Here is an 18785-nt window from a genome sequence, read left to right as displayed (position 1 = left end):
TTTCTTAATTCAAACTCAACATTGAGCTTTAATATCATGCAAATAGTAATTTTAAAAAATGCTGCTGAAGTCGCTGCTTATGGTGCAGATATATTTGAAAAACAATTAAATCGCAAAGCAGAATCTGTGTTGGGTTTAGCAACAGGATCTACCCCGGTTGCTTTGTACCAAAACCTTATCGAAAAAAACAAGCAGGGCGGAATCAGTTTTAAAGATGCCGTGACGTTTAACCTTGATGAGTATTTAGGCCTAGAAGGCACGCATCCACAAAGCTACCGTTACTTCATGAACGAGCAATTGTTCAACCATATCGACATCAATAAAGATCATACACATGTGCCTCCAGGCAACGCGAAAAACCCGGTTGAAGCGTGTCAAGAATATGAAGCTCAGATCGCAGCTGCTGGTGGAGTGGACGTTCAGCTATTAGGTATCGGTCGCAATGGGCATATCGGTTTTAACGAGCCATCGTCAGGTTTAACTTCGAGAACACGTGTTAAAACGCTGACTAAAGAGACTATTGATGATAATGCTCGTTTCTTCGGTCCTGATGAGTATCAGCCGCATTTATCAATTACTATGGGTATCGGAACAATTTTAGATGCTAAAAAAGTAGTTTTACTGGCTACTGGTGAGAATAAAGCTGAAGCAGTTAAAGCTACGGTTGAAGGCCCATTAACGGCTTCATGCCCAGCGTCAGCATTGCAACTGCACCGTGATGCGGTGATCGTGATCGATGAAGCCGCTGCCAGCAAATTAGAGAATATTGAGTTTTACAAACATATCGAAGCTGAGAATCAAAAGCTTCAAGCGCACCTTGCCTCTCTGTAGTGTGAATTCACACTGTAGTTTAAAGCCCTTACGGGCTTTTTTTTTGCCTAAATACTTGGCAAACAACGCGACTATTGTTAGCGTGACAGCGTAGAAACTAAAATTAGATTTCTGTTAATTATTGGTCGTGTTTTCTCTGATTTTGCATTGAATTTAGGTGGCACTATGAGTGCTTGGCTGTGAACCCCAAATTTAATTCATACAATCTAGGATTATCTGCTTATCATATTAGGTAACTCACATTAAAGGATAAAGTGCTTGTTGTACTATACACAAATGACGCTAGACAGGGCGTCTGCTCAGCGAAAAGATAAAAACTGGCTGTTGACTCAATACGGAGACAAAAGCCGCTGGTTGCTTATTCATAATGATAAAAACCTATACACTGAAGATTTGAGCCAGTTAGCCTATTTAAAGCAATCGCAAATAGAACAGCTTGATAAAAGCCAGGCAGTATTTTTGGGCAAAGATGAACAACACGCTTATTTTGCTCTAGATGTTTCCAAAATTGAATTAGGCGATTTACGAGCGCATATAGATGTCTGTTCAGACGGTTGTGATGATGGCGAATATCGTTTTGATGATATGAGAAAGGTAGGCCCTAAACTTGAGCATGTGAGTGCGTCTATTGGAGTTTTAGCCAGAGGTCTGTGTTATTGGCACAAAACACATTGTTTTTGTGGCCGTTGCGGACACCAGAATATCCCTGTTGAAGCGGGACATGCGAGAGTGTGTACTAACAAAAGCTGCAATCATATGACTTTTCCTCGAACGGATCCTGCTGTGATCATGCTAGTCACTCATACTTTTAAAGATGGGGTGGAGCGTTGCCTATTAGGCCGCCAAGAGAATTGGCCTGACGGTGTATTTTCGACATTGGCAGGCTTTGTGGACCCAGGTGAGTCATTGGAACAAGCGGTAGCCAGAGAAGTAGAAGAAGAAGCTGGCGTATTAGTCGATGATGTCCAGTATATGGCATCTCAACCTTGGCCGTTCCCTTCATCACTTATGCTCGGTTTTATTGCGACTGCGAAAAGCACAGACATTTTTGTTGAGCAAGATGAACTAGAGCAAGCGCAATGGTTTTCTCGCGCCGATCTCGATACATTTGGAGAGTGGGGTGACGATAAACCCGGCTTTAAACTTACCAGACCAGATTCAATATCACGTTACTTAGTTGAACATTGGCGTCAACTTCCAGAAAAAGAGTAAAGAATGAAAAAGAATACCAAACTAGCCAGTGCTGGCCGTAAACCTCAATATACGCAAGGTACAGTGAACCCTGTAGTTCAACGTGCTTCGACCGTTGTTTTCGACTCAGTAGCAGATATGCATGAAGCAATTAAAGAGCGTGGTAATCGTACATTATTTTACGGTCGTCGAGGCACCAATACGCACTATGCATTGCAAGACGCAATCACAGAGCTAGAAAATGGCGCTGGTTGTGCACTTTATCCCAGTGGTGCAGCTGCGATCAGCCAGAGCTTGTTGTCTTTCTTAAAGTCTGGTGATCATTTACTTATGGTTGATACCGCCTATGAGCCGACTCGTGATCTGTGTGATAAGATCTTATCTGGTCTCGGTATTACAACCACTTATTATGATCCCATGATTGGTGCAGGGATAAAGGATTTGATACAGGAAAATACCAAAGTCCTCTTTTTGGAGTCTCCTGGTTCTATCACAATGGAAGTACAAGATGTTCCCGCCTTAGTGAAAGAAGCCAAGGCCCATGGTTTGATCACCATGCTTGACAACACTTACGGAAATGGCTGGCATTATCGACCATTGGAACACGGTGTAGACATCAGTATTCAAGCTGCAACTAAATATATTGTTGGTCACTCGGACGTAATGATGGGCGTTGCTGTAGCCAACGAGGAATATTGGCCTGTACTTCGAGAAAACTCATATTTGTTGGGGCAGTGTACATCGGCGGACGATGCTTATCTTGCGTTGCGAGGTTTAAGAACAATGCCAGTTCGCTTGCAGCAACATGAAAAAAGTGCGTTAGCGGTAGCTAAATGGGTTGAGCAGCATCCACTGGTTGATCATGTACGTCACCCAGCATTGCCGTCAAACCCAGGTCACGAGCACTTTAAGCGTGACTTTGACGGCAGTAATGGTCTGTTCTCATTTGTTATGAAAACAGGAAACCAAAAAGCAATTAACCGTTTTTTAGACAGTTTACATCATTTTAAAATGGGCTTTTCTTGGGGGGGATTTGAGAGTTTGGTGACTGCCAACCGCTCTATGGCTGCGCTGAGAACAACCACTGGTTGGGAGCACGGCCCCATTATTCGTTTGCATATCGGCTTGGAAGATGTGGAAGATTTAATTGCTGACTTAGAGCAAGCGTTAGCTGTTTACGAATCTCACCTTTAAGCAAGGTTAGTAGAGGCTGCAAAAACACAGCCTCTTTAAATTAAAGGCTCTGAGCGTAATGATACAGGGCTTTTAAAATCGAGACCTTCTTTTCGTTTCCTTCATGTTCATAAACTAGGTTCTCAAGGGTGAGCATGAAGTCTTGTGCATTGATGGATGGATTATCTTCACCGTGCATAAGCTTACCTTGACAGTATTTTCTCCAAGTTTCTAGTTCTGACTGAGACAGACTTTCAGGCCAGTTACGTGCGCGGTACCTAAACAGCAGAGTGTGGAATTTGGGATCTTCAAACTCTAAGGCTAGGCTACCTAACTCAACAGGCGATGCGCTGCGAACAATTGCTAACTTTGCCTTATCAGATTTACTAATAAAGCCGTTATATAGCTGATAGTCAGGGTTAGTGTTTTCACTAAAGTCGCCTTGTTCAGCAAATACCTGCGACACCTTATCGCGTAACTCTGGATGCGCTTTTAAGAATTTTAAATGTTCTAAACATTGCTCTCTGTCTATCCCTAATCTTGCTGCATTTTCAGGTAGCAAGGTTTTTGCTGGTGCAATAATTGGGCACTTGTTCAAATGAACGAGTTTTAAACCCACAGGCAACATGCCTTCTTCAAGCTCAGAGTGCTTGGTATAAAGTCTATCGCGCAATTCTTCTACAGATAGATCAACCAGTACACTCGGGTCGTGCGTTAGGTTAAAGCATACAACGGCATTTTTATTGACGGGATGAAAACTCATTGGTGCAATCCAAGTCGTGCACCCTTGTGTAGCAGGGATCCTTGAAGAAGTATGCACTAAAGGCTGCATGTTAAAGACATCAACAATGTCAGACAGTGCTTTTTTTGTTCTCAGATTAAAGAAAAATTGATACAGCTTTGGCTGCTTTTCTTTAATCAATTTTGCAAGTGCAATTGTGGCAGTGACATCACTTAGCGCGTCGTGGGCAGCACTGTGTTCAATACCATTGGCAACTGTCAGTTCTTCAAGGCGAAAACTGGGCGAACCATCTTCTTTTTTTGGCCATTCAATGCCTTCAGGGCGCAGAGCGTAACACGCTCTCACCAAATCGATGATATCCCAGCGGCTATTACCATTTTGCCACTCTCGTTCATACGGATCATAAAAATTGCGGTAAAGGCTATAGCGTGTGACTTCGTCATCAAATCGAATGCTGTTGTATCCGGCTACACAGGTATTTGGGCGGCTAAATTCAGCATGTATTTTTGCCATAAATTCGCTTTCAGGCAGCCCATGTTTTAGCGCGTGTTGTGGCGTGATCCCAGTGATCAAACAAGCTTCAGGGTGTGGAAGGTAATCAGGCGCAGGCTGACAATACTCAATTAGTGGCTCGCCTATAATATTCAAGTCGTAGTCAGTTCTAATACCAGCAAACTGACTTGGTCTGTCTTTTTGAGGGCTTGCGCCCCATGTTTCATAATCGTGCCAATAAATTGTTGGGGTATTATCGTTGTTTTCTTGATTCTTTTTTTGGTCGCTATTCGTCATAAAATCATTGGCTTATATAAAAATAATGTTTTACTTTGTTTGTTCGTGTCTCTTGCAATATCGCCCAAGTGTGTGTATAGGTGTGTGTATCAAAACTTGCAAGTGTGTGTATGGTCGTAAAATGCTATCTGATGCTAAATTAAGAAACCTAGTAAATAAGAAGAACGACCCCGTCACATTATCTCATAGAGACGGGCTAAGAGTAAGACGTAATAACAACGGAACAATATCTTGGCAGTATCGCTGTCGATATGCGGGAAAGCAGCAAGTAATTACATTAGGCTATTATCCACAGCTCTCTATTCGAGGTGCGCAAGATTTGGCATATAAACTCAAAGGCTGGATAGCCGATGGTGAAGACCCGAGGCTTAAGCTTAAATTGCACAAAGCAAGTGAAGAAGAGCAATTAACGCCGGCTCAAATTGTAGATAGGTGGTACAACAAAAATAAACGTTTATTCAAGCCCAAAACGCAAACACTCTATGAAAACAATATCAGTAAGTGGATTGCACCAAGTAAATACCTCACCGAAAAGCCTGCCAGCCAAATGAAGCCACTAGATTGGAACAATTATTTTGATTTTGTTTTTGAATCTGGTTCACCGAAACTTGCTCCCATTATGCTGGTTAGGTTAAAGACTGCTTTTAGGTGGGCTGCCGCAAGAGGAGAGGTTACCAACGATAATTCCTTATTTAATATTAAAACTAAGCATGTTGGTGAGCCTGCATCACAAGGGCAGCGTTTTTTGCAGTTCAATGAAATCGCATTGTTATGGCGTCAAATAGAACAGGCCAAAGCAACACCAGCTAACAAAGCATGCTTACAACTGATCTTTTTAACCGGCGCTCGCCAGTCTGAAGTCAGGTTAATGAAGTGGGAAGACCTAGATCTACAAAACAATATTTGGACAGTACCGCCTGAGAACTCAAAAACCAATCAGGCAATACGTCGCCCAATAAGCAAAAAGATGCATCAAATACTAGACAATCTCGCGCTTGTATATGGCAACCAAGGAATCGTGTTACCAGGCAGCAAACCGAACACTCCAATCACAACCCACTCAGTAAACCGATTTTGTGGGCGCATGTGGCAACACTTAAACGAAAATCACAAAGTTGCTAAATTCGTTCCGCACGATGCTCGCCGATCTTTAAGTACATTGCTAAGTGAACAAGAGGTATTGCCCCATGTAACAGAAAAAATGTTAGGCCATGCTATGCGTGGAGTCATGGCTGTATACAATAAACATGATTACTTAAAAGATCAGGCTGGGGCATATGAGCTGTATTGGGATAAAATTGAGTTGGCTTTAAAGGAGTTAGACTAAGAATATGGAACAAACTGATCATAGATTTAGGGATTTTTTTTACAAACCTGAAAACTCGACCAAAAGAGAAGCGTTGCTGTTAAATAAGCTACTTTACGATGTTCAATTGTCGAGTGCGCTAGCTGGTCAATACATAAAAGCATATCGAACAGATGTTGACGATAACGGTTATGATCTTATTTTTGATACAGAAATGGTCAGCAGAAAAATCCAAGTCAAATCTAGAATGCTTGATGCAACTACAACTAGCTGGGACATTAAGAGGGGCTTGTTAAGGCCCGAGCTAAGTGAATCTTTAAAATTCGGAATGTCCGCTAATATGGAAGTTGGTGTTTCGGGAGGTGTAATCCTTCAGGAAGTTAAAATGTTGCTTGGCGATATAGAAGTTTCTTATCACTACACAGACCTCTCAATAATCAGGCTGTTTCAACTTCAAATTATTGGGAATGGTATCAGTAAACGATGTGCCGATAAATTAATTCAGCAACTAAATAGCGGGCATTTTCATGATAAGGTTAAATTGCAAAAATCTCTATTTTTAAAGGCAAAATCGGCAACTGCACTTATTGAAATGATGGGCCTTACATCATCATTTTTTCATGTGCAACTGAAAGAACTACTCTACCCTAGACGCCACAAAACTGAAACGCTATTGAATGACACTCCAAAAGAGCACGTGGAAAAAGATATATTAACTAAGCTACAAAACCTCTGTTTAATATGAGAGTTTTCTAAACTCCTCCAAACTTACAACCTGCCCAAGGGGCTTCTCTTTGGGCTTTTCGTAGCTCTCATCTACAACAGGTAATCCCCGATCTCCGAGCACCAAATACACATACCCATCAATATAAACGCCAATAAAGTCACCTTTGACATCAACCCAGTTGCCACCGCCAAACAACGCATTACCACTCTTGATGGCAATAATGTTATGCACTGTCACACATTCAAATTGGCGAGTTCTAAAAATTGAAGTAAACCCACGAAACTTTAATGATTGGCTTGTGCCATCTACCATAGTGCACGCCACGCTATCGGCAGTTATGCAATTGGTCTTGGCGGCTAAGCCACCGCTAGTAAGGTAAGTGTGTCCGTAATTGAACTTAAATTTTACAACAGGCATATCGAATACAGGAGAAAACATTGTTGCTATATTGTTTATAATTATGAGGCTAATATACAGGTCAATTTTGACCTGCAATGTTAAAAAAGTATAGAATTTAGTGACCATAGTTGGTGCAGTTAGAGCTTTACTATTTAATCACATATGGTGAGCATATAAAAAAGGAAAATTTGTGTTAATAAAATCAGTTTATCTAAATCGTAAAAAATATGACTTCATTGCTGAGAGTTATAAACCTACTGACTTAAATACATTTACAGTCTTAGTAGGTAGTAATGGAACTGGAAAAAGCACACTCCTCAGAACTATTGCAAATTGTATTAAGAACAATTTGTCTGGTGAGGGGCTCTCGATTCCATTTAATTATAGTAGGCATCTAGACGTCGTTCTAGAAAGAGGTATATACACCTACTTTGGGCCAAAAAGTGAAAGTAGTTCATTCTTATCCAAAAATAAGGATGATGAAATTATAACTCCTCCTGCTACGAAAGCTATCTCGGTATCTTCTTCGCCTTTTGACAAGTTCCCTCTAGTGGATAAAAAGGGTACTAATGTAAGGTACCATGATGATGAAAACTATCACTATATAGGCTTAAAGCAATCAAAAAATATTTTATCAAAGTCAAACTTGCTAAACCTTCTTCTTAGAACTTATCTTAGAAATTCCAGCTTTTTCAACAAATCAGATATTTTTAAGGTATTAGGGTTAAGCCCTCATATTTCTTTCGAGATTAGTACAAGGCTAAATGGCCTATACCATCAGATAATATGGCGAAGTGCTCATTATGATGTTAAATCTGACACTATGACTTGGAAAACTAATTGGGAAAAAGCTGATTTATATAAAGCCAAAAGTGCAGAAGAGATAATGAGCTTTTTTGTGGAAAAAAATATTGATTTTAAAAGTATAGAAAAACACAAGAGAGGTATGACCAATGAGCAATTCAAGAAAGTTATAAATGACCTTGGTTTTTCATTGAAAGTTGTTAAGCATTATTTGCTTTCTTATGAGTGTATTTCACGTGCTAATATAAATGAAATAGATAGCAGTCAATTCGAGTCTTTATTGTTTTTGCTTGATAATGATTTTATAAATGTTTCTGATGTTTATTTTCGTGATGATAAAGGGTTTGAATTAATAAAGGAGTCTGATTTAAGTTCTGGTCAAAAATGTATAATCTTAACGATGCTAAATATCGGAAGCGTTATAAAGGATAATAGTGTCATATGCATTGATGAACCTGAGATTAGCTTACATCCTAGGTGGCAGAAAGAGTATATTGGTTACCTTACTAAACTTTTTGACAAGTACAAAAACTGCCACTTTATTATTGCAACACATTCTCCTTTGATAGTTTCTGAGTTTTCTCAAGAAAACTGTTTTGTCTTAAGTATGGAAAAGCAAGTAATTCAACAAGTAGATTTATATCAAAAGAACTCTTCAGATTTTCAATTGGCCGAAGTGTTTGGTGTTGCTGGGAATAATAATGAGTATTTAAATCGTTTATCTGTATCTCTTCTCTCCTCTCTAAGCAAAAATGGCACATTGACTGCTACAGAGCAGGATAAATTAAAAATGTTGAAAAATCTATCTAAGCAAATGGAAGACGATGATCATGTAAAAGATCTGATTGAAATTCTGGTCTCAGCATGGAGAAAGGTCAATAAAAAATGAGCGTAGTTCAATCTCCAATAAAGTATACAGCTGAAGAGCAACAGCTAATAGATAAAAAGTTAAAAAGTAATAGTTTCACACATAACTCATGGTCTGATGAAGAACTTAAAGACCTGAAAAGCAGAATAAAAACTGCTTGTGTTAAGTTTCAGAGATACAAATGCGCCTATTGCAAACAAGACTATAAGACTACAAATGGCCAAGTCTGGGCTATTGAACATATAATCCCAAGAGATACTGCACCATCATTTATGTTTGAACCCTACAATTTGTGTGCGAGTTGCCACGACTGTAACAACGCAAAATCAAATAAAAATGTGACGACAAGCAAAGCTAAAAAAACTTACCCGATGAAGAACACTCTTTTTTCAATAGTTCACCCTTACCTTGATATTTACGAAAAAAATATATTAATGATAAAAGAAGGGTTCTATTACGTTGCAATTAAAAGTAAGGGCGAGAAAACTATATCAGTATGTAAACTGAATCGTTTCTATGAATATGCTGACTTTGGTGCATCTGTTGATGATGACGAGAGGATTTTGCTATTGTCAGAGCAGCTTCGATCTTCTAGTGAGGTTGAAGTTCAAAAAGCAATAAGAAAGGAAATTGCAGCGCTTGCAATAAAGGGCTCTGCTTAGAGGAAGTGGTTGACGTCTAAGGTTCAGCAGCTAATCCACTCCTGATTAAGTACATAGTGTTTTATTTTGTGCAACTATAATTATGATGAACAGGTCAATTGTGACCTGATGAAAGGTGACGAGAAAAGCATTGGAACTCTGTTTGGTATAATTAATTTATTCTGTACTTTTTGTGGATGTTAAATATTTTAATGGTAGGATTGATACAGAACTAACTTAAGAAAAATAACCAAAAAGGCACTAATCTTATTATGAAAAGAATTACAATATTTATTACCGTTATTTCTATAATGATATTTACTAGTCTAGTACTTATCTCATACAAATTTAGTTTAGGGCTAGGGTTTCAAGGTAGTCGAGAAACATGGGCTTTATTTGGAGATTTCTTTGGGGGAATATCCAACCCATTTCTCAGCTTTATATCCATTTTACTTGTGTTATACACTTTAGATTCACAAAGGAAGGAGTTTCTAAAGTCAGAGTCAGAAAGGTTCGAAGCAGATAAAAATAGAAAGCAAATACTGGAGCTTTCTAAAACTAATATTGAATCAAGAATCCAAATAATGAAGAGAAAAGAGGAGAGTGAAGCAGAAAAAAATCTTGTTAAACTATTTGATAACCTATTTGATGCTTACCATTTAGTATGTGAAGATATTGTCTATCGTCACTTGAAGCATGGTATCAACACATATGTCGTTGAAGGTCAAAGTTTGTGTAATTTATTTGATGCGTATTTTGAAAGGCTAGATAATAGAAGTTTTACTCTTTTACGCGAGTACTTAGATAGAGCAACCAAACTCAACGAGAACGTCAGAGTAAACATCAAATACACGTCAAAATTTGAAAATTCAAACGGTGAGCTTGAATCAGTCCTTTCAGACTTAAATAGTCTTGAAAAGCAATTTGATGAAATAAAAGCCAAAATCACTTAATCCTCAAATTTGTACCTGATAATCAAGCGCATTGTTCAGATGCGCTTTTAAGAATGGACTAGCAAATTTATCTCCTAATTTATTGGCTTTAACCTCAATACCAAAGCACCTTCATGTAGCCTATCACTTTTCAACTTACCTATCGGATCCCCATGAAGTAAATCGAAACCCTTCTCCGTAATGGCATTCAACTACCCACACGAACAAATTAAACAGTTATTGATTTATGTGCAATTGTTATAGTTAGATCAACAGGAAGATCAAAATTGACCTATCCACAGAAAAAGTGAAAAGCCTGTTATTAACCCTATAGCGGTGACAAGGGTAAACAGTGCTGAAACAAACGAGCAGTAAACTTTTTTGAGCTGCAAATAACAAGGAGAAATCTATGTTTAAACGTCTATCAATTGTTTGTCTCATTAGTACTCAACTACCATTTATCGCCATGGCTCAAGATACTTGGCGGGGCTTGGTGGTCACAGAAGAAAGCCGCTGTTCACCATACGATAAGAAAAAACAATACCCTTACTCCCAAAGCGTCGAAGATGACATTGTTGAAGATATGGATGGGCTGGTTTATGGGCCATATACGGGCCGGTACTTTGAGTCCGATACTTCTACAGACATTGAGCACATAGTCGCTGCATCTGAAGGGCACGACAGTGGTTTGTGCGATGCATCAGCAGAAACCAGAAAAGAGTTCGCGAGTGACTTACTCAACCTAACGCTTGCCGCACCCGAGATCAATCGTTGTGGCCCTGGTGGTAAATGTGGCTATGACGCAGCAGAGTGGTTGCCCAACAAAAACAAATGTTGGTTTGCAAACCGCATTGTAGAGATTAAAACCAAATACGCCTTAAGCGTTGACCGAGCAGAAGCAAATGCACTAGACGCGGTTTTGAGCAATTGCCAAAGCTTCGCAATGATTTTTTATACTGAAAATAATGATTTACCAAGACAAGATGCCTTGGCACTATATGATGATAACGAAAACGGGCAGATAAGCTGTACGGAGGCCCGAAACCATAACATCGCACCAGTGACTCGCGCTCATGTTGCCTATCAATATATGAGGGATGCGGATGGAGATGGTGTAGTGTGTGAGTAACAAGTTTAACTGTAGGAAGGAGTGCCTGTGGAGTTAGGATTATTTGGGGAAATTTCGGCATACTTGTAAGTAATCTACGAGTACCCGCTAATGTAATAACAAACCAGACAATTTTGACCTTTAGGGTTCACTGAGGTTTACATCGCCACTCAATCTGAGTTAAAACACTAGCCCACTTATATATCAAATGATTAAAGGATACTAACATAGATATGGACACGAAAGTTCTGGCTAGCCTTATTACTGGGGGAGCAGCTCTAGTAGGGATTCTCATCACTGCTATGTTTGCTTGTGGGAGCTATTACTACAAAAACCGCCAAGAGAAAAAGGCCAGTGCGAGACGTGTTTTGTACTTGCTTTTAGAAATTAGGTACTCATTCTATATAAATGAATTTGATTCCAATGACGAAGTGAATGCATACACTGAGAAGATTAAAAATGTTGCAGGTACTCAATTCTCTGACGAAGAAATAGAGACCATGAGAAACAATGCCTTTAAGCCACATTTTAAATCGACCAAAGAAGCAATAAAACCAAATTTAGAAACCGAAATTTTAAAGTATTATGATGATGCACTGTTTGAACTGTCAAAAGATGAACCAGTTCTTGCCTATAAGCTAAGAGGAAAAAGAGCAGTTGAAAAAGTGTATTCAACAACAAGTGACCAATTGGATACTTTCTTTTCTGACAGCAAATCAGTATTTAAAGACGTAGAATCAAGTGAGCCAGAAAGAGTCGAAGCGGTTATAGATGCCTTTAAACAAGTTATTCGTCAAAAAGCACTTGAAGACTTAGATCAAGATATACTCGTTTTAGCTCGAAACTGCAGTAGAAAAGAATGGCGCAAGTGTAAAGAAATCTTAAGGTGCAACCTTGTGATGGATCAAGTAGATGAAAAAGACATAGCGGAGCTCATAAATGAAGGGATATCAAAATATCATCAACCTAGCTGAGAGCGAGCGAAAAAATGATGTATAAAACCTGTAGACGGGGCGATCTGTATGGACTAATATTTTTGTGTTGAATCTGTTAAGCAAGTAAATAAACACTTAACGTAGAAGAAAAGGCAATTCCATTGCCTTTTGTGTAGGGTTTTAGAATAAGTCGGCTAAACTTATCAATTCTATTACCCATCTAGCTATCATAGATCCTATCTCGAAGACCCAATATTTAATGTGGTCATCGCAAAACCATAAGATAAACCCCAGGCAGTTGTTCCGTTCCAACAGAATTCCTTTTTGTTCCATTTGAGTAGATACTGTACAAATCAACAACTTGAATCAGTGTTAATGCATTGTTAGTGTTTTGTTTTTTGACAAGGAGATTCAATGTCAATTGCACTTGCACACAAAGCACTAGACGACAAAGTTAGTGTACATATGATATACGCAGCTGGTAGTTTTCCGGGCAAAGTCCGAGAAGTTATTCCATCAGAAATATCCAATAACTATTTAACGGCTTTTTGCAAAGTTAGAGGTGAGACAAGGGTTTTCGACTTAGAAAAGTCAGTTTTCATTGCCCCTGACGAAGTGGAAGCCTATGAGCTTGCTGAGCTTCCACCGCGCATTGATACTTTGCACCAATTGGCTGCGATGCTAAATCCTTATATAAGTAAGGAGCATCAGCTTGAGTTGCAAGAACAGTCACTAAACCTTATCAACATTCAAGATGGTGCTCTCCTTATAGGGCTTAGCTTTGCTGCTTTAGATAAGAATGGATTTAAAAAACAAAAACCATGGCAATTAGTCTCTGGTGATAATAGCTATAGTCATTTCTCCAAATTTTCAAACGCAGCCAATCGATTCCAAGATCTATTCTTGGACAACTACAAAGCACCGGTGACATATCAATTCGAATTGGATTTTATGGCTACTATGAGGGCAAATTGGAAGCCACGAGCAATTGCTGGTAAAAACTTGATCTGTGCTCCTATCAAGGATGGAAAAGGCAATCAAATCCTGACGACTAGCCATTGGGCGTACCACGTTAAATACGGGCATAGAGAAGCGTTAAAAATCGAATATCTAGAAAGAATGGAAAACAAAAAGGCAGTGATGAGGTGGGTCCAAGGGTTGTTTTTATCATTCAAACAAGGTGATTTATTTGAGAGTAACTCTGGAGAAACTTCTATCCAAGTTACGTATGCAATGGAAATGGGTTGGGATACAGATACTGACTCAATGTATGAGGGAATAGTTACCTTCGACTTCTATACAGTATCAGCGAAAGCTAAATGGCTAAAAGGTAGCAGTTTTAGTTTGACTCAAATGGAGTTTTTGGAGTTGCTAATAACAGGAAAGGTTGAGAAGAAGCCTTTGGTAACCGCGCCGTAGTGAAGCGTGCGCTATGGTGGCGGAATAACTACCAAATAAAGCATCGCTATTTTATCATTGTTCTAACTGGCTTAATAACCGCTGTGTTTTTAACCAGTGTTTTCTTGTCACTTATTTCTTAAATGCGCTAAGATACTAAAGCGCTTGTTACAAATAACCAATTAAGTTAACATTTGTGCAATGTAAGGAATAGGGACATTTCAAAATAATGAATAAGGATTAAATGATGAAGCTCAAGAAAAGAAAATTAAAAGTACTGTGTAGCAAGAGCTTAGTTAAAGTAAAAGGTGGTACAGGTGGTGCAAATGGAGGAACGGAGCCTCCACAGCAAGCCGCAGTTGCCATTGAGGTTTTTCCAGTTACTTTTACAATCGGTGTCGAAGGTAACTAATACCAGTTCAAATTTTTAAAATGCGTTTAAGGAAAAGCATGAATGATATTTTAGGTTTAGTGGATTGGGTTATTAAAGCGCTAGAAGTATTTATAGTGGCTTTTTTCCTCGTTAAATTCAGACAACACAAATGGAGTTTGTTGTTTGGAGGTAAACGCAGTTTACGATCCATTGAAGACCATGAATTACATTCTTGCTTTATCGCGGCTCTGTGTGTGGTTGTTTTTCATAATATTGGCGGTGTATTAGGTGGTCAGCTTTTAGTTATGGAAATGGAAAAGCTTGAACTAAGGCGAGTCTATTATTTCATCATGATTATGAATAGCTTCTTTTGTGCCGCAGCTATATTCCTTTTTCATTTGATAAGAAAGTGCACATTTTCAAAAACAGCTAAGCTGTGTTTGTACCTAGCAGTGGTTACCACTTCTCTATGTTTTATTCAGTTAGTTGCGAGAGGCATATATGATTTTGATGGGCTTTCTCCATTTTATAAAGTGGCTGTGAATGTAACTAACATTGTTGTACTTTGCGTAGTCGCAATTTATCCAATTAAACAAATTAAGAAAATTAAGAAAAAAAGTGCTAAGGAAGCGTAAATATGGGTTTAGTGATCATCGCCTTATCAGCGATACTTTTGATGATTTTAATAGCGGCTGGGAGTTCCTTTGCCAGCCATTCAAATAATAAACTAGAGAAGAGACTATTAGAAAAAATTAAAAGCACTTCTTTTTATGAAAATTTTTATCAAGAAGAAAAACAAGAAATAGAAGATACGGAAGCGCACTATATAGCTTTTCAAATTGGAAAAGCACAAGTTAGTAGCAAAACAGTGTTTGAAAGAATGGATGCGACAGAGGGATTTATACATCGCGCAGAGCAATACTATCAAAAGTGTACAAGCTCACCAGTCGAAATAAAACAGCCCGAAATAGTCCAGCTTAAACTCGTTAGCTCTAAAAAATAAAAGCCGCTCAAGCGGCTTTTATTTTGTGTTTAGCTTTTGAATATCTTGCAGTTGGAATGTAGCCTTTACCGTCGGGCTAACTTGCTTTAATACGTATTTTCCACACGCGTCAAAGTCAATCTTGTCCTTATCTATTTTAATCCATCCAAAGTATGTAAACATCAATAATGCTTCAGTAACACCATCAACAAAGCTTTGCTCAATTTCGTCTGTTGTCATCTGAGCTGAGTTTGTTTGTTGCTCTTCTTCTGTTGTTGTTGGGTCAGCCTGATCAAACGAGTATGCCGAGCCAGTCACAAACCAAAGTGCATAAGGTCTGACTTCTTCAACCTGTAGTAAACGTCTTACAATTTCAAATTTTATATCGTTTGCGTTTGTTTCATAACTCTTTATAGAAGCCAGGCTTACGCCAATTTTTTCAGCCAATTGAGATTGCGTCCATCCTAATTTTTGACGGATCTGTTTTAATTTTTTTGGATCATAAGTTGACGTAGTAGGACTTGTCATACTAATATTGCCTTGTAGGTAGGATAAGTTTAAAAAGTTAGAGCTTTTTAAAAACACACTAAAGTAAAAGGTAACACATAATGAGCAAAAAAGTTATCCAACAATGCTCAGAAAGCGAAGGAAAAAACACTGTTGTTAATGTGCTTAATTACCTTGCTGAGCAACTAGTTAAAATCGCAGAGTCATCTAAAAAGGATGAGTTCTTAGACTTAAACGAAGTGATGAGGCGTACAACGTTGAAGAAAGACAACATCTACAGGAAGATGAGAGATGGCGCTTTCCCACACAACGAAAAGACTAGCGAGGGCTCCGTTGCTTGGCGTGCTAGTGAAATTCAATCGTATATCGCACTTGGCCCGCAGAAATGGGCAGAAGTTCAAAGGAGTGCAGCATGATCACTGAACAATCAATCAAATCACTTGGCTTGTCTCCTGAAGCTGAAAGTATTTTTATGAGCATGCATCAGGAAATCGAAGTCCTTAACGAAAAGTTAGACGAAGGGGACGAGCGTTTGGTTTCAACTGCTGAGGCAATGAGCTACCTACGTGTTGCTCGCAACAAGTTTTGTGACTTATCGAAAGAGCATGATGACTTTCCGAAGGCGGTTACTTATGGGTATACCCATTATTATCGGTTTGGTGATGTTAAAGCCTTTCGTAAAAAGCTGGTTGATGAAGCAAGAGCAGGAGGTAACTCATGATTTCATTAAACGTAGTCGATCAACTTAATGTACCTGACGACGTAAAAGGCATTATCTCTTTAGTGGTTAAAGAAAACATCGAGCTAAAAGAGCAGCTCAAAGAGGGAGACGACCGTCTTATTACAACTGGCGAGGCCAAAGAAATTTTGCTCTGCAAAAATAAAAAGTTTTGGGATATGGCGGCTAATTACGAAGACTTTCCCAAAGTTATTAAGTTCGGCAGAAACTACTACCGCCTTGGTGATGTTAAAGCATTTCGTGACAAGTACATTAAAGGCATAAACGGGGAGGCTAAGTGATGAGACAGCCAAACCAAGTTCAAACAGTACCAGAATTAGCAGTTATCAATGGCTCAAAGCGCGAGCTACCTGATTGCTTTTTAAATGCACGCAAGCAGCTAAAAGGTGACTTTAACAGCCCAAGCCGCATTTATGCGCAACTCCCAGAAAGGCAAAAGCACCTGCTTTGTTTCGCCGCCGGCTTTAGCAGAACACAAGTCGGGATGTTGTGGCATGAAATGAGTAATGACCAGAGACTTTCTATCAGAGACGCGATAATTGAATTTAGAGGCCTTTCTCAGCAGTTTTTTGATGCTAAGGCCATTGACCCACAAAAGTTTATTCAAGGCAGCAGTTTCGCCAAAGTTAACTAAGCAAGGAGCTACCATGCTTAACTTTATTAAAAAGCTGTTCAGTAAACCCCAATACACAAAGCGCCGCCTTAACAGCGGTTACCCCGAAGTCTTTGACAGTTACATGGACAAGTGGGTGTTGCAAAAGCTAACCAAGCTTTCGTCCGACGACTACGCCAAGTTACCTGAGTGCAATGACGTAAACGAATACAAAGTAAGGAGTGCGTTATGAGTTCTACGAATAGACTAACCGTGCGTAATGACGACGATTACTACGTAACACCGCATTGGGTAATTAAGGAGTTTTTGGAGGCGGTTGATTATAAAAATCCAGACCGTAAAACGATTTTGTGCTTAGGTAATCGCATTCTTGACCCAAGTGCAGGTGGTTGTGCTAAGCATGAAATGAGTTACCCGCTAGTGCTCAATTCAATGGGTCACCTCAATGTTGAAACATGGGATATACGCGAAGACAGCCGAGCAGCTAAAACATGCGTCGACTTTTTGCAAACAGAAGGAAGGGGTGAATACGACACAGTGGTTACAAACCCTCCATTTAGCCTTTCAATGGAGTTTGTACAAAAAGGCTTAGAGCACGTGAGTGACTTTGGTTTAGTGATAATGCTACAGCGCCTAAATTGGCTTGGTTCTAAAAAGCGATTTGAGCATTGGAAAGAGTTACCTCTACATTCTGTTTTTGTTCACCACAAGCGCCCCGGCTTTAATCCCGAAAAGCCAAGCCGCAAAGACTCAATCGAATACGCTCATTTTGTGTTTTGTAAAAGCAAGACCGAAACGCTAGTCCCCAACCTTTTCATCATTTAATCCAAAGGACCAAAGAAATGGAACATATCAAAGACCAAGTTGCGTCTGAAAATCACAAAAATCTGTCAAAACATGAAAAGGCAGCGATGAAAAAGGTTTTCGTGATGGAATATAAAATTGCTGAGCTGAGAAACCAATTAGAGCAGTTTATTGGTGACCTACATTCTGAGTGCAATTCAGCATATATAAAAGTTTGTAAAATTTCTCATAAAAATCCAATGCGTAAAAAAAATAGGGGATTCGTTACATTAATTGCAGCCGAAAGAGCAATTCAAGCAGAGCAAACTTTTAGACTTCCCTCAATTGTAAAATCTGCTGTCAAAAAGATTAATGACACCATTATAAACAGGTGGAACGGAAGCTACCCGCCAGCCCAGTATAAACTCAATAGTTGGTTCGATATTGTTGCAGCGTTTTCTCCAGAGTTATTTAAAAGGTTGTGGAAATTATATATGGGGCGCTGCATAGGTGGATGGATCGACTACCTCACTTTTGAAAGAGAAACATTAGCGAGTAAAGGTATTTTCAATATCCGACGGCCAAGTACTTACATCCACAAACAAGCACCAATCACTGTTGGCAAAGATGACATCCCCTTTTAAATAAAATATTTGGAACAAGAAAATGACGTATATCAAAGACCAAGATCTATCTGAAAATCAGAGTATCACCCAATCAATGGTTAATTTAATTGTAGAGCAGGCCAACGAAGCGATTAACCTGGTTTGGAAAAGAGATACATCTAGTACTCGAATTGCATGCGAAGATGTACTGACTGATTTGCAGCCAATGGCAAAGCTTATTTGTGAACATGCAGACTTTGACATTTACGCGCAAATCAAAAAGGTATTAGACGAGTTGCATTTAGGCGCCGAGCTACTTCATAAACTAGAAGTTTAGTT

The 18785-nt window shown here is 39.1% G+C and carries 25 protein-coding genes; 22 read left to right on the top strand and 3 right to left on the bottom strand.

What is annotated here, in order from left to right; translation table 11 throughout:
* Positions 1 to 36 precede the first annotated feature (36 nt).
* The 3 genes from nagB (at position 37) to QNM18_RS09395 (ending at position 3216) form a co-directional block, all read left to right on the top strand.
* On the top strand, positions 37 to 831 hold the full coding sequence (gene nagB / locus QNM18_RS09405; protein WP_211010247.1) for a glucosamine-6-phosphate deaminase: 795 nt from the start codon (positions 37 to 39) through the stop codon (positions 829 to 831).
* A gap of 258 nt (positions 832 to 1089) precedes the next feature.
* A complete protein-coding gene (gene nudC, locus QNM18_RS09400) occupies positions 1090 to 2043 on the top strand; it encodes an NAD(+) diphosphatase (protein ID WP_284137011.1) in 954 nt (317 codons plus the stop codon).
* A gap of 3 nt (positions 2044 to 2046) precedes the next feature.
* Positions 2047 to 3216, top strand: coding sequence for a cystathionine beta-lyase (locus QNM18_RS09395; protein ID WP_284137010.1), 1170 nt, complete (start codon positions 2047 to 2049; stop codon positions 3214 to 3216).
* A gap of 40 nt (positions 3217 to 3256) precedes the next feature.
* Here the strand turns inward: QNM18_RS09395 and sbcB are convergent, their stop codons facing one another.
* On the bottom strand, positions 3257 to 4726 hold the full coding sequence (gene sbcB / locus QNM18_RS09390) for an exodeoxyribonuclease I (protein WP_284137009.1): 1470 nt from the start codon (positions 4724 to 4726) through the stop codon (positions 3257 to 3259).
* Between the two features lie 106 nt (positions 4727 to 4832).
* Between sbcB and QNM18_RS09385 the strand changes: the two genes are divergently transcribed.
* Both QNM18_RS09385 and QNM18_RS09380 read left to right on the top strand, forming a co-directional pair.
* A complete protein-coding gene (locus tag QNM18_RS09385) occupies positions 4833 to 6053 on the top strand; it encodes a tyrosine-type recombinase/integrase (protein WP_284137008.1) in 1221 nt (406 codons plus the stop codon).
* Between the two features lie 4 nt (positions 6054 to 6057).
* Positions 6058 to 6777, top strand: a complete 720-nt coding sequence (locus QNM18_RS09380) for a hypothetical protein (RefSeq protein ID WP_284137007.1) — start codon at positions 6058 to 6060, stop codon at positions 6775 to 6777.
* Here QNM18_RS09380 and QNM18_RS09375 read toward each other — a convergent pair.
* Complete coding sequence (locus tag QNM18_RS09375) at positions 6769 to 7197, bottom strand: hypothetical protein (RefSeq protein WP_284137006.1); 429 nt, start codon at positions 7195 to 7197, stop codon at positions 6769 to 6771. The two genes, QNM18_RS09380 and QNM18_RS09375, sit on opposite strands and share 9 nt — an antisense overlap.
* 151 nt (positions 7198 to 7348) lie before the next feature.
* Between QNM18_RS09375 and QNM18_RS09370 the strand changes: the two genes are divergently transcribed.
* The 9 genes from QNM18_RS09370 (at position 7349) to QNM18_RS09330 (ending at position 15220) form a co-directional block, all read left to right on the top strand.
* Positions 7349 to 8851: an AAA family ATPase gene (locus QNM18_RS09370; protein WP_284137005.1), complete on the top strand. Its 1503-nt coding sequence runs from the start codon at positions 7349 to 7351 to the stop codon at positions 8849 to 8851.
* Positions 8848 to 9492, top strand: coding sequence for an HNH endonuclease (locus QNM18_RS09365; protein ID WP_284137004.1), 645 nt, complete (start codon positions 8848 to 8850; stop codon positions 9490 to 9492). Before QNM18_RS09370 ends, QNM18_RS09365 begins: the two co-directional genes overlap by 4 nt.
* Positions 9493 to 9743: 251 nt before the next feature.
* Positions 9744 to 10424, top strand: coding sequence for a hypothetical protein (locus QNM18_RS09360; RefSeq protein ID WP_284137003.1), 681 nt, complete (start codon positions 9744 to 9746; stop codon positions 10422 to 10424).
* Positions 10425 to 10812: 388 nt separating this feature from the next.
* Positions 10813 to 11532 carry a GmrSD restriction endonuclease domain-containing protein gene (locus QNM18_RS09355; protein WP_284137002.1) on the top strand — a complete coding sequence of 240 codons (720 nt, stop codon included), beginning with the start codon at positions 10813 to 10815 and terminating at the stop codon, positions 11530 to 11532.
* Positions 11533 to 11744: 212 nt separating this feature from the next.
* On the top strand, positions 11745 to 12485 hold the full coding sequence (locus QNM18_RS09350) for a hypothetical protein (protein ID WP_284137001.1): 741 nt from the start codon (positions 11745 to 11747) through the stop codon (positions 12483 to 12485).
* Positions 12486 to 12860: 375 nt separating this feature from the next.
* The gene (locus tag QNM18_RS09345) at positions 12861 to 13865 is read left to right on the top strand and encodes a hypothetical protein (protein WP_284137000.1); all 1005 of its coding nucleotides are present in this window, start codon (positions 12861 to 12863) and stop codon (positions 13863 to 13865) included.
* Between the two features lie 223 nt (positions 13866 to 14088).
* The gene (locus QNM18_RS09340; protein WP_284136999.1) at positions 14089 to 14256 is read left to right on the top strand and encodes a hypothetical protein; all 168 of its coding nucleotides are present in this window, start codon (positions 14089 to 14091) and stop codon (positions 14254 to 14256) included.
* Positions 14257 to 14294: 38 nt separating this feature from the next.
* The gene (locus QNM18_RS09335; protein ID WP_284136998.1) at positions 14295 to 14852 is read left to right on the top strand and encodes a hypothetical protein; all 558 of its coding nucleotides are present in this window, start codon (positions 14295 to 14297) and stop codon (positions 14850 to 14852) included.
* A gap of 2 nt (positions 14853 to 14854) precedes the next feature.
* On the top strand, positions 14855 to 15220 hold the full coding sequence (locus tag QNM18_RS09330) for a hypothetical protein (protein ID WP_284136997.1): 366 nt from the start codon (positions 14855 to 14857) through the stop codon (positions 15218 to 15220).
* A gap of 18 nt (positions 15221 to 15238) precedes the next feature.
* Here QNM18_RS09330 and QNM18_RS09325 read toward each other — a convergent pair whose 3' ends face one another.
* Positions 15239 to 15727 carry a helix-turn-helix domain-containing protein gene (locus QNM18_RS09325; protein ID WP_284136996.1) on the bottom strand — a complete coding sequence of 163 codons (489 nt, stop codon included), beginning with the start codon at positions 15725 to 15727 and terminating at the stop codon, positions 15239 to 15241.
* Between the two features lie 80 nt (positions 15728 to 15807).
* Here QNM18_RS09325 and QNM18_RS09320 point away from each other — a divergent pair, with 80 nt between their 5' ends.
* From QNM18_RS09320 to QNM18_RS09285, 8 genes are read left to right on the top strand one after another with little or no spacing between them, the layout of a single operon-like run.
* Positions 15808 to 16122: a helix-turn-helix transcriptional regulator gene (locus QNM18_RS09320; protein WP_284136995.1), complete on the top strand. Its 315-nt coding sequence runs from the start codon at positions 15808 to 15810 to the stop codon at positions 16120 to 16122.
* Entirely contained in the window at positions 16119 to 16427 is a 309-nt protein-coding gene (locus tag QNM18_RS09315; protein ID WP_284136994.1) for a hypothetical protein, read from the top strand. The genes QNM18_RS09320 and QNM18_RS09315 overlap by 4 nt, the downstream gene beginning before the upstream one ends.
* A complete protein-coding gene (locus QNM18_RS09310) occupies positions 16424 to 16726 on the top strand; it encodes a hypothetical protein (RefSeq protein ID WP_284136993.1) in 303 nt (100 codons plus the stop codon). The genes QNM18_RS09315 and QNM18_RS09310 overlap by 4 nt, the downstream gene beginning before the upstream one ends.
* Positions 16726 to 17079 (top strand): hypothetical protein, encoded by a 354-nt coding sequence (locus tag QNM18_RS09305; protein ID WP_284136992.1) that lies wholly within the window; start codon positions 16726 to 16728, stop codon positions 17077 to 17079. Before QNM18_RS09310 ends, QNM18_RS09305 begins: the two co-directional genes overlap by 1 nt.
* 13 nt (positions 17080 to 17092) lie before the next feature.
* Positions 17093 to 17290, top strand: a complete 198-nt coding sequence (locus QNM18_RS09300; protein ID WP_284136991.1) for a hypothetical protein — start codon at positions 17093 to 17095, stop codon at positions 17288 to 17290.
* The gene (locus tag QNM18_RS09295) at positions 17287 to 17883 is read left to right on the top strand and encodes an SAM-dependent methyltransferase (RefSeq protein WP_284136990.1); all 597 of its coding nucleotides are present in this window, start codon (positions 17287 to 17289) and stop codon (positions 17881 to 17883) included. The genes QNM18_RS09300 and QNM18_RS09295 overlap by 4 nt, the downstream gene beginning before the upstream one ends.
* Before the next feature lie 17 nt (positions 17884 to 17900).
* The gene (locus tag QNM18_RS09290; protein WP_284136989.1) at positions 17901 to 18485 is read left to right on the top strand and encodes a hypothetical protein; all 585 of its coding nucleotides are present in this window, start codon (positions 17901 to 17903) and stop codon (positions 18483 to 18485) included.
* A 22-nt stretch (positions 18486 to 18507) separates the two neighbouring features.
* Positions 18508 to 18783: a hypothetical protein gene (locus tag QNM18_RS09285; RefSeq protein WP_284136988.1), complete on the top strand. Its 276-nt coding sequence runs from the start codon at positions 18508 to 18510 to the stop codon at positions 18781 to 18783.
* Positions 18784 to 18785 lie beyond the last annotated feature (2 nt).

It is taken from the genome of Pseudoalteromonas obscura (assembly GCF_030135505.1).
Taxonomy (GTDB): Bacteria; Pseudomonadota; Gammaproteobacteria; order Enterobacterales; family Alteromonadaceae; genus Pseudoalteromonas; species Pseudoalteromonas obscura.
This window is presented reverse-complemented; position numbering and strand designations above follow the sequence as displayed.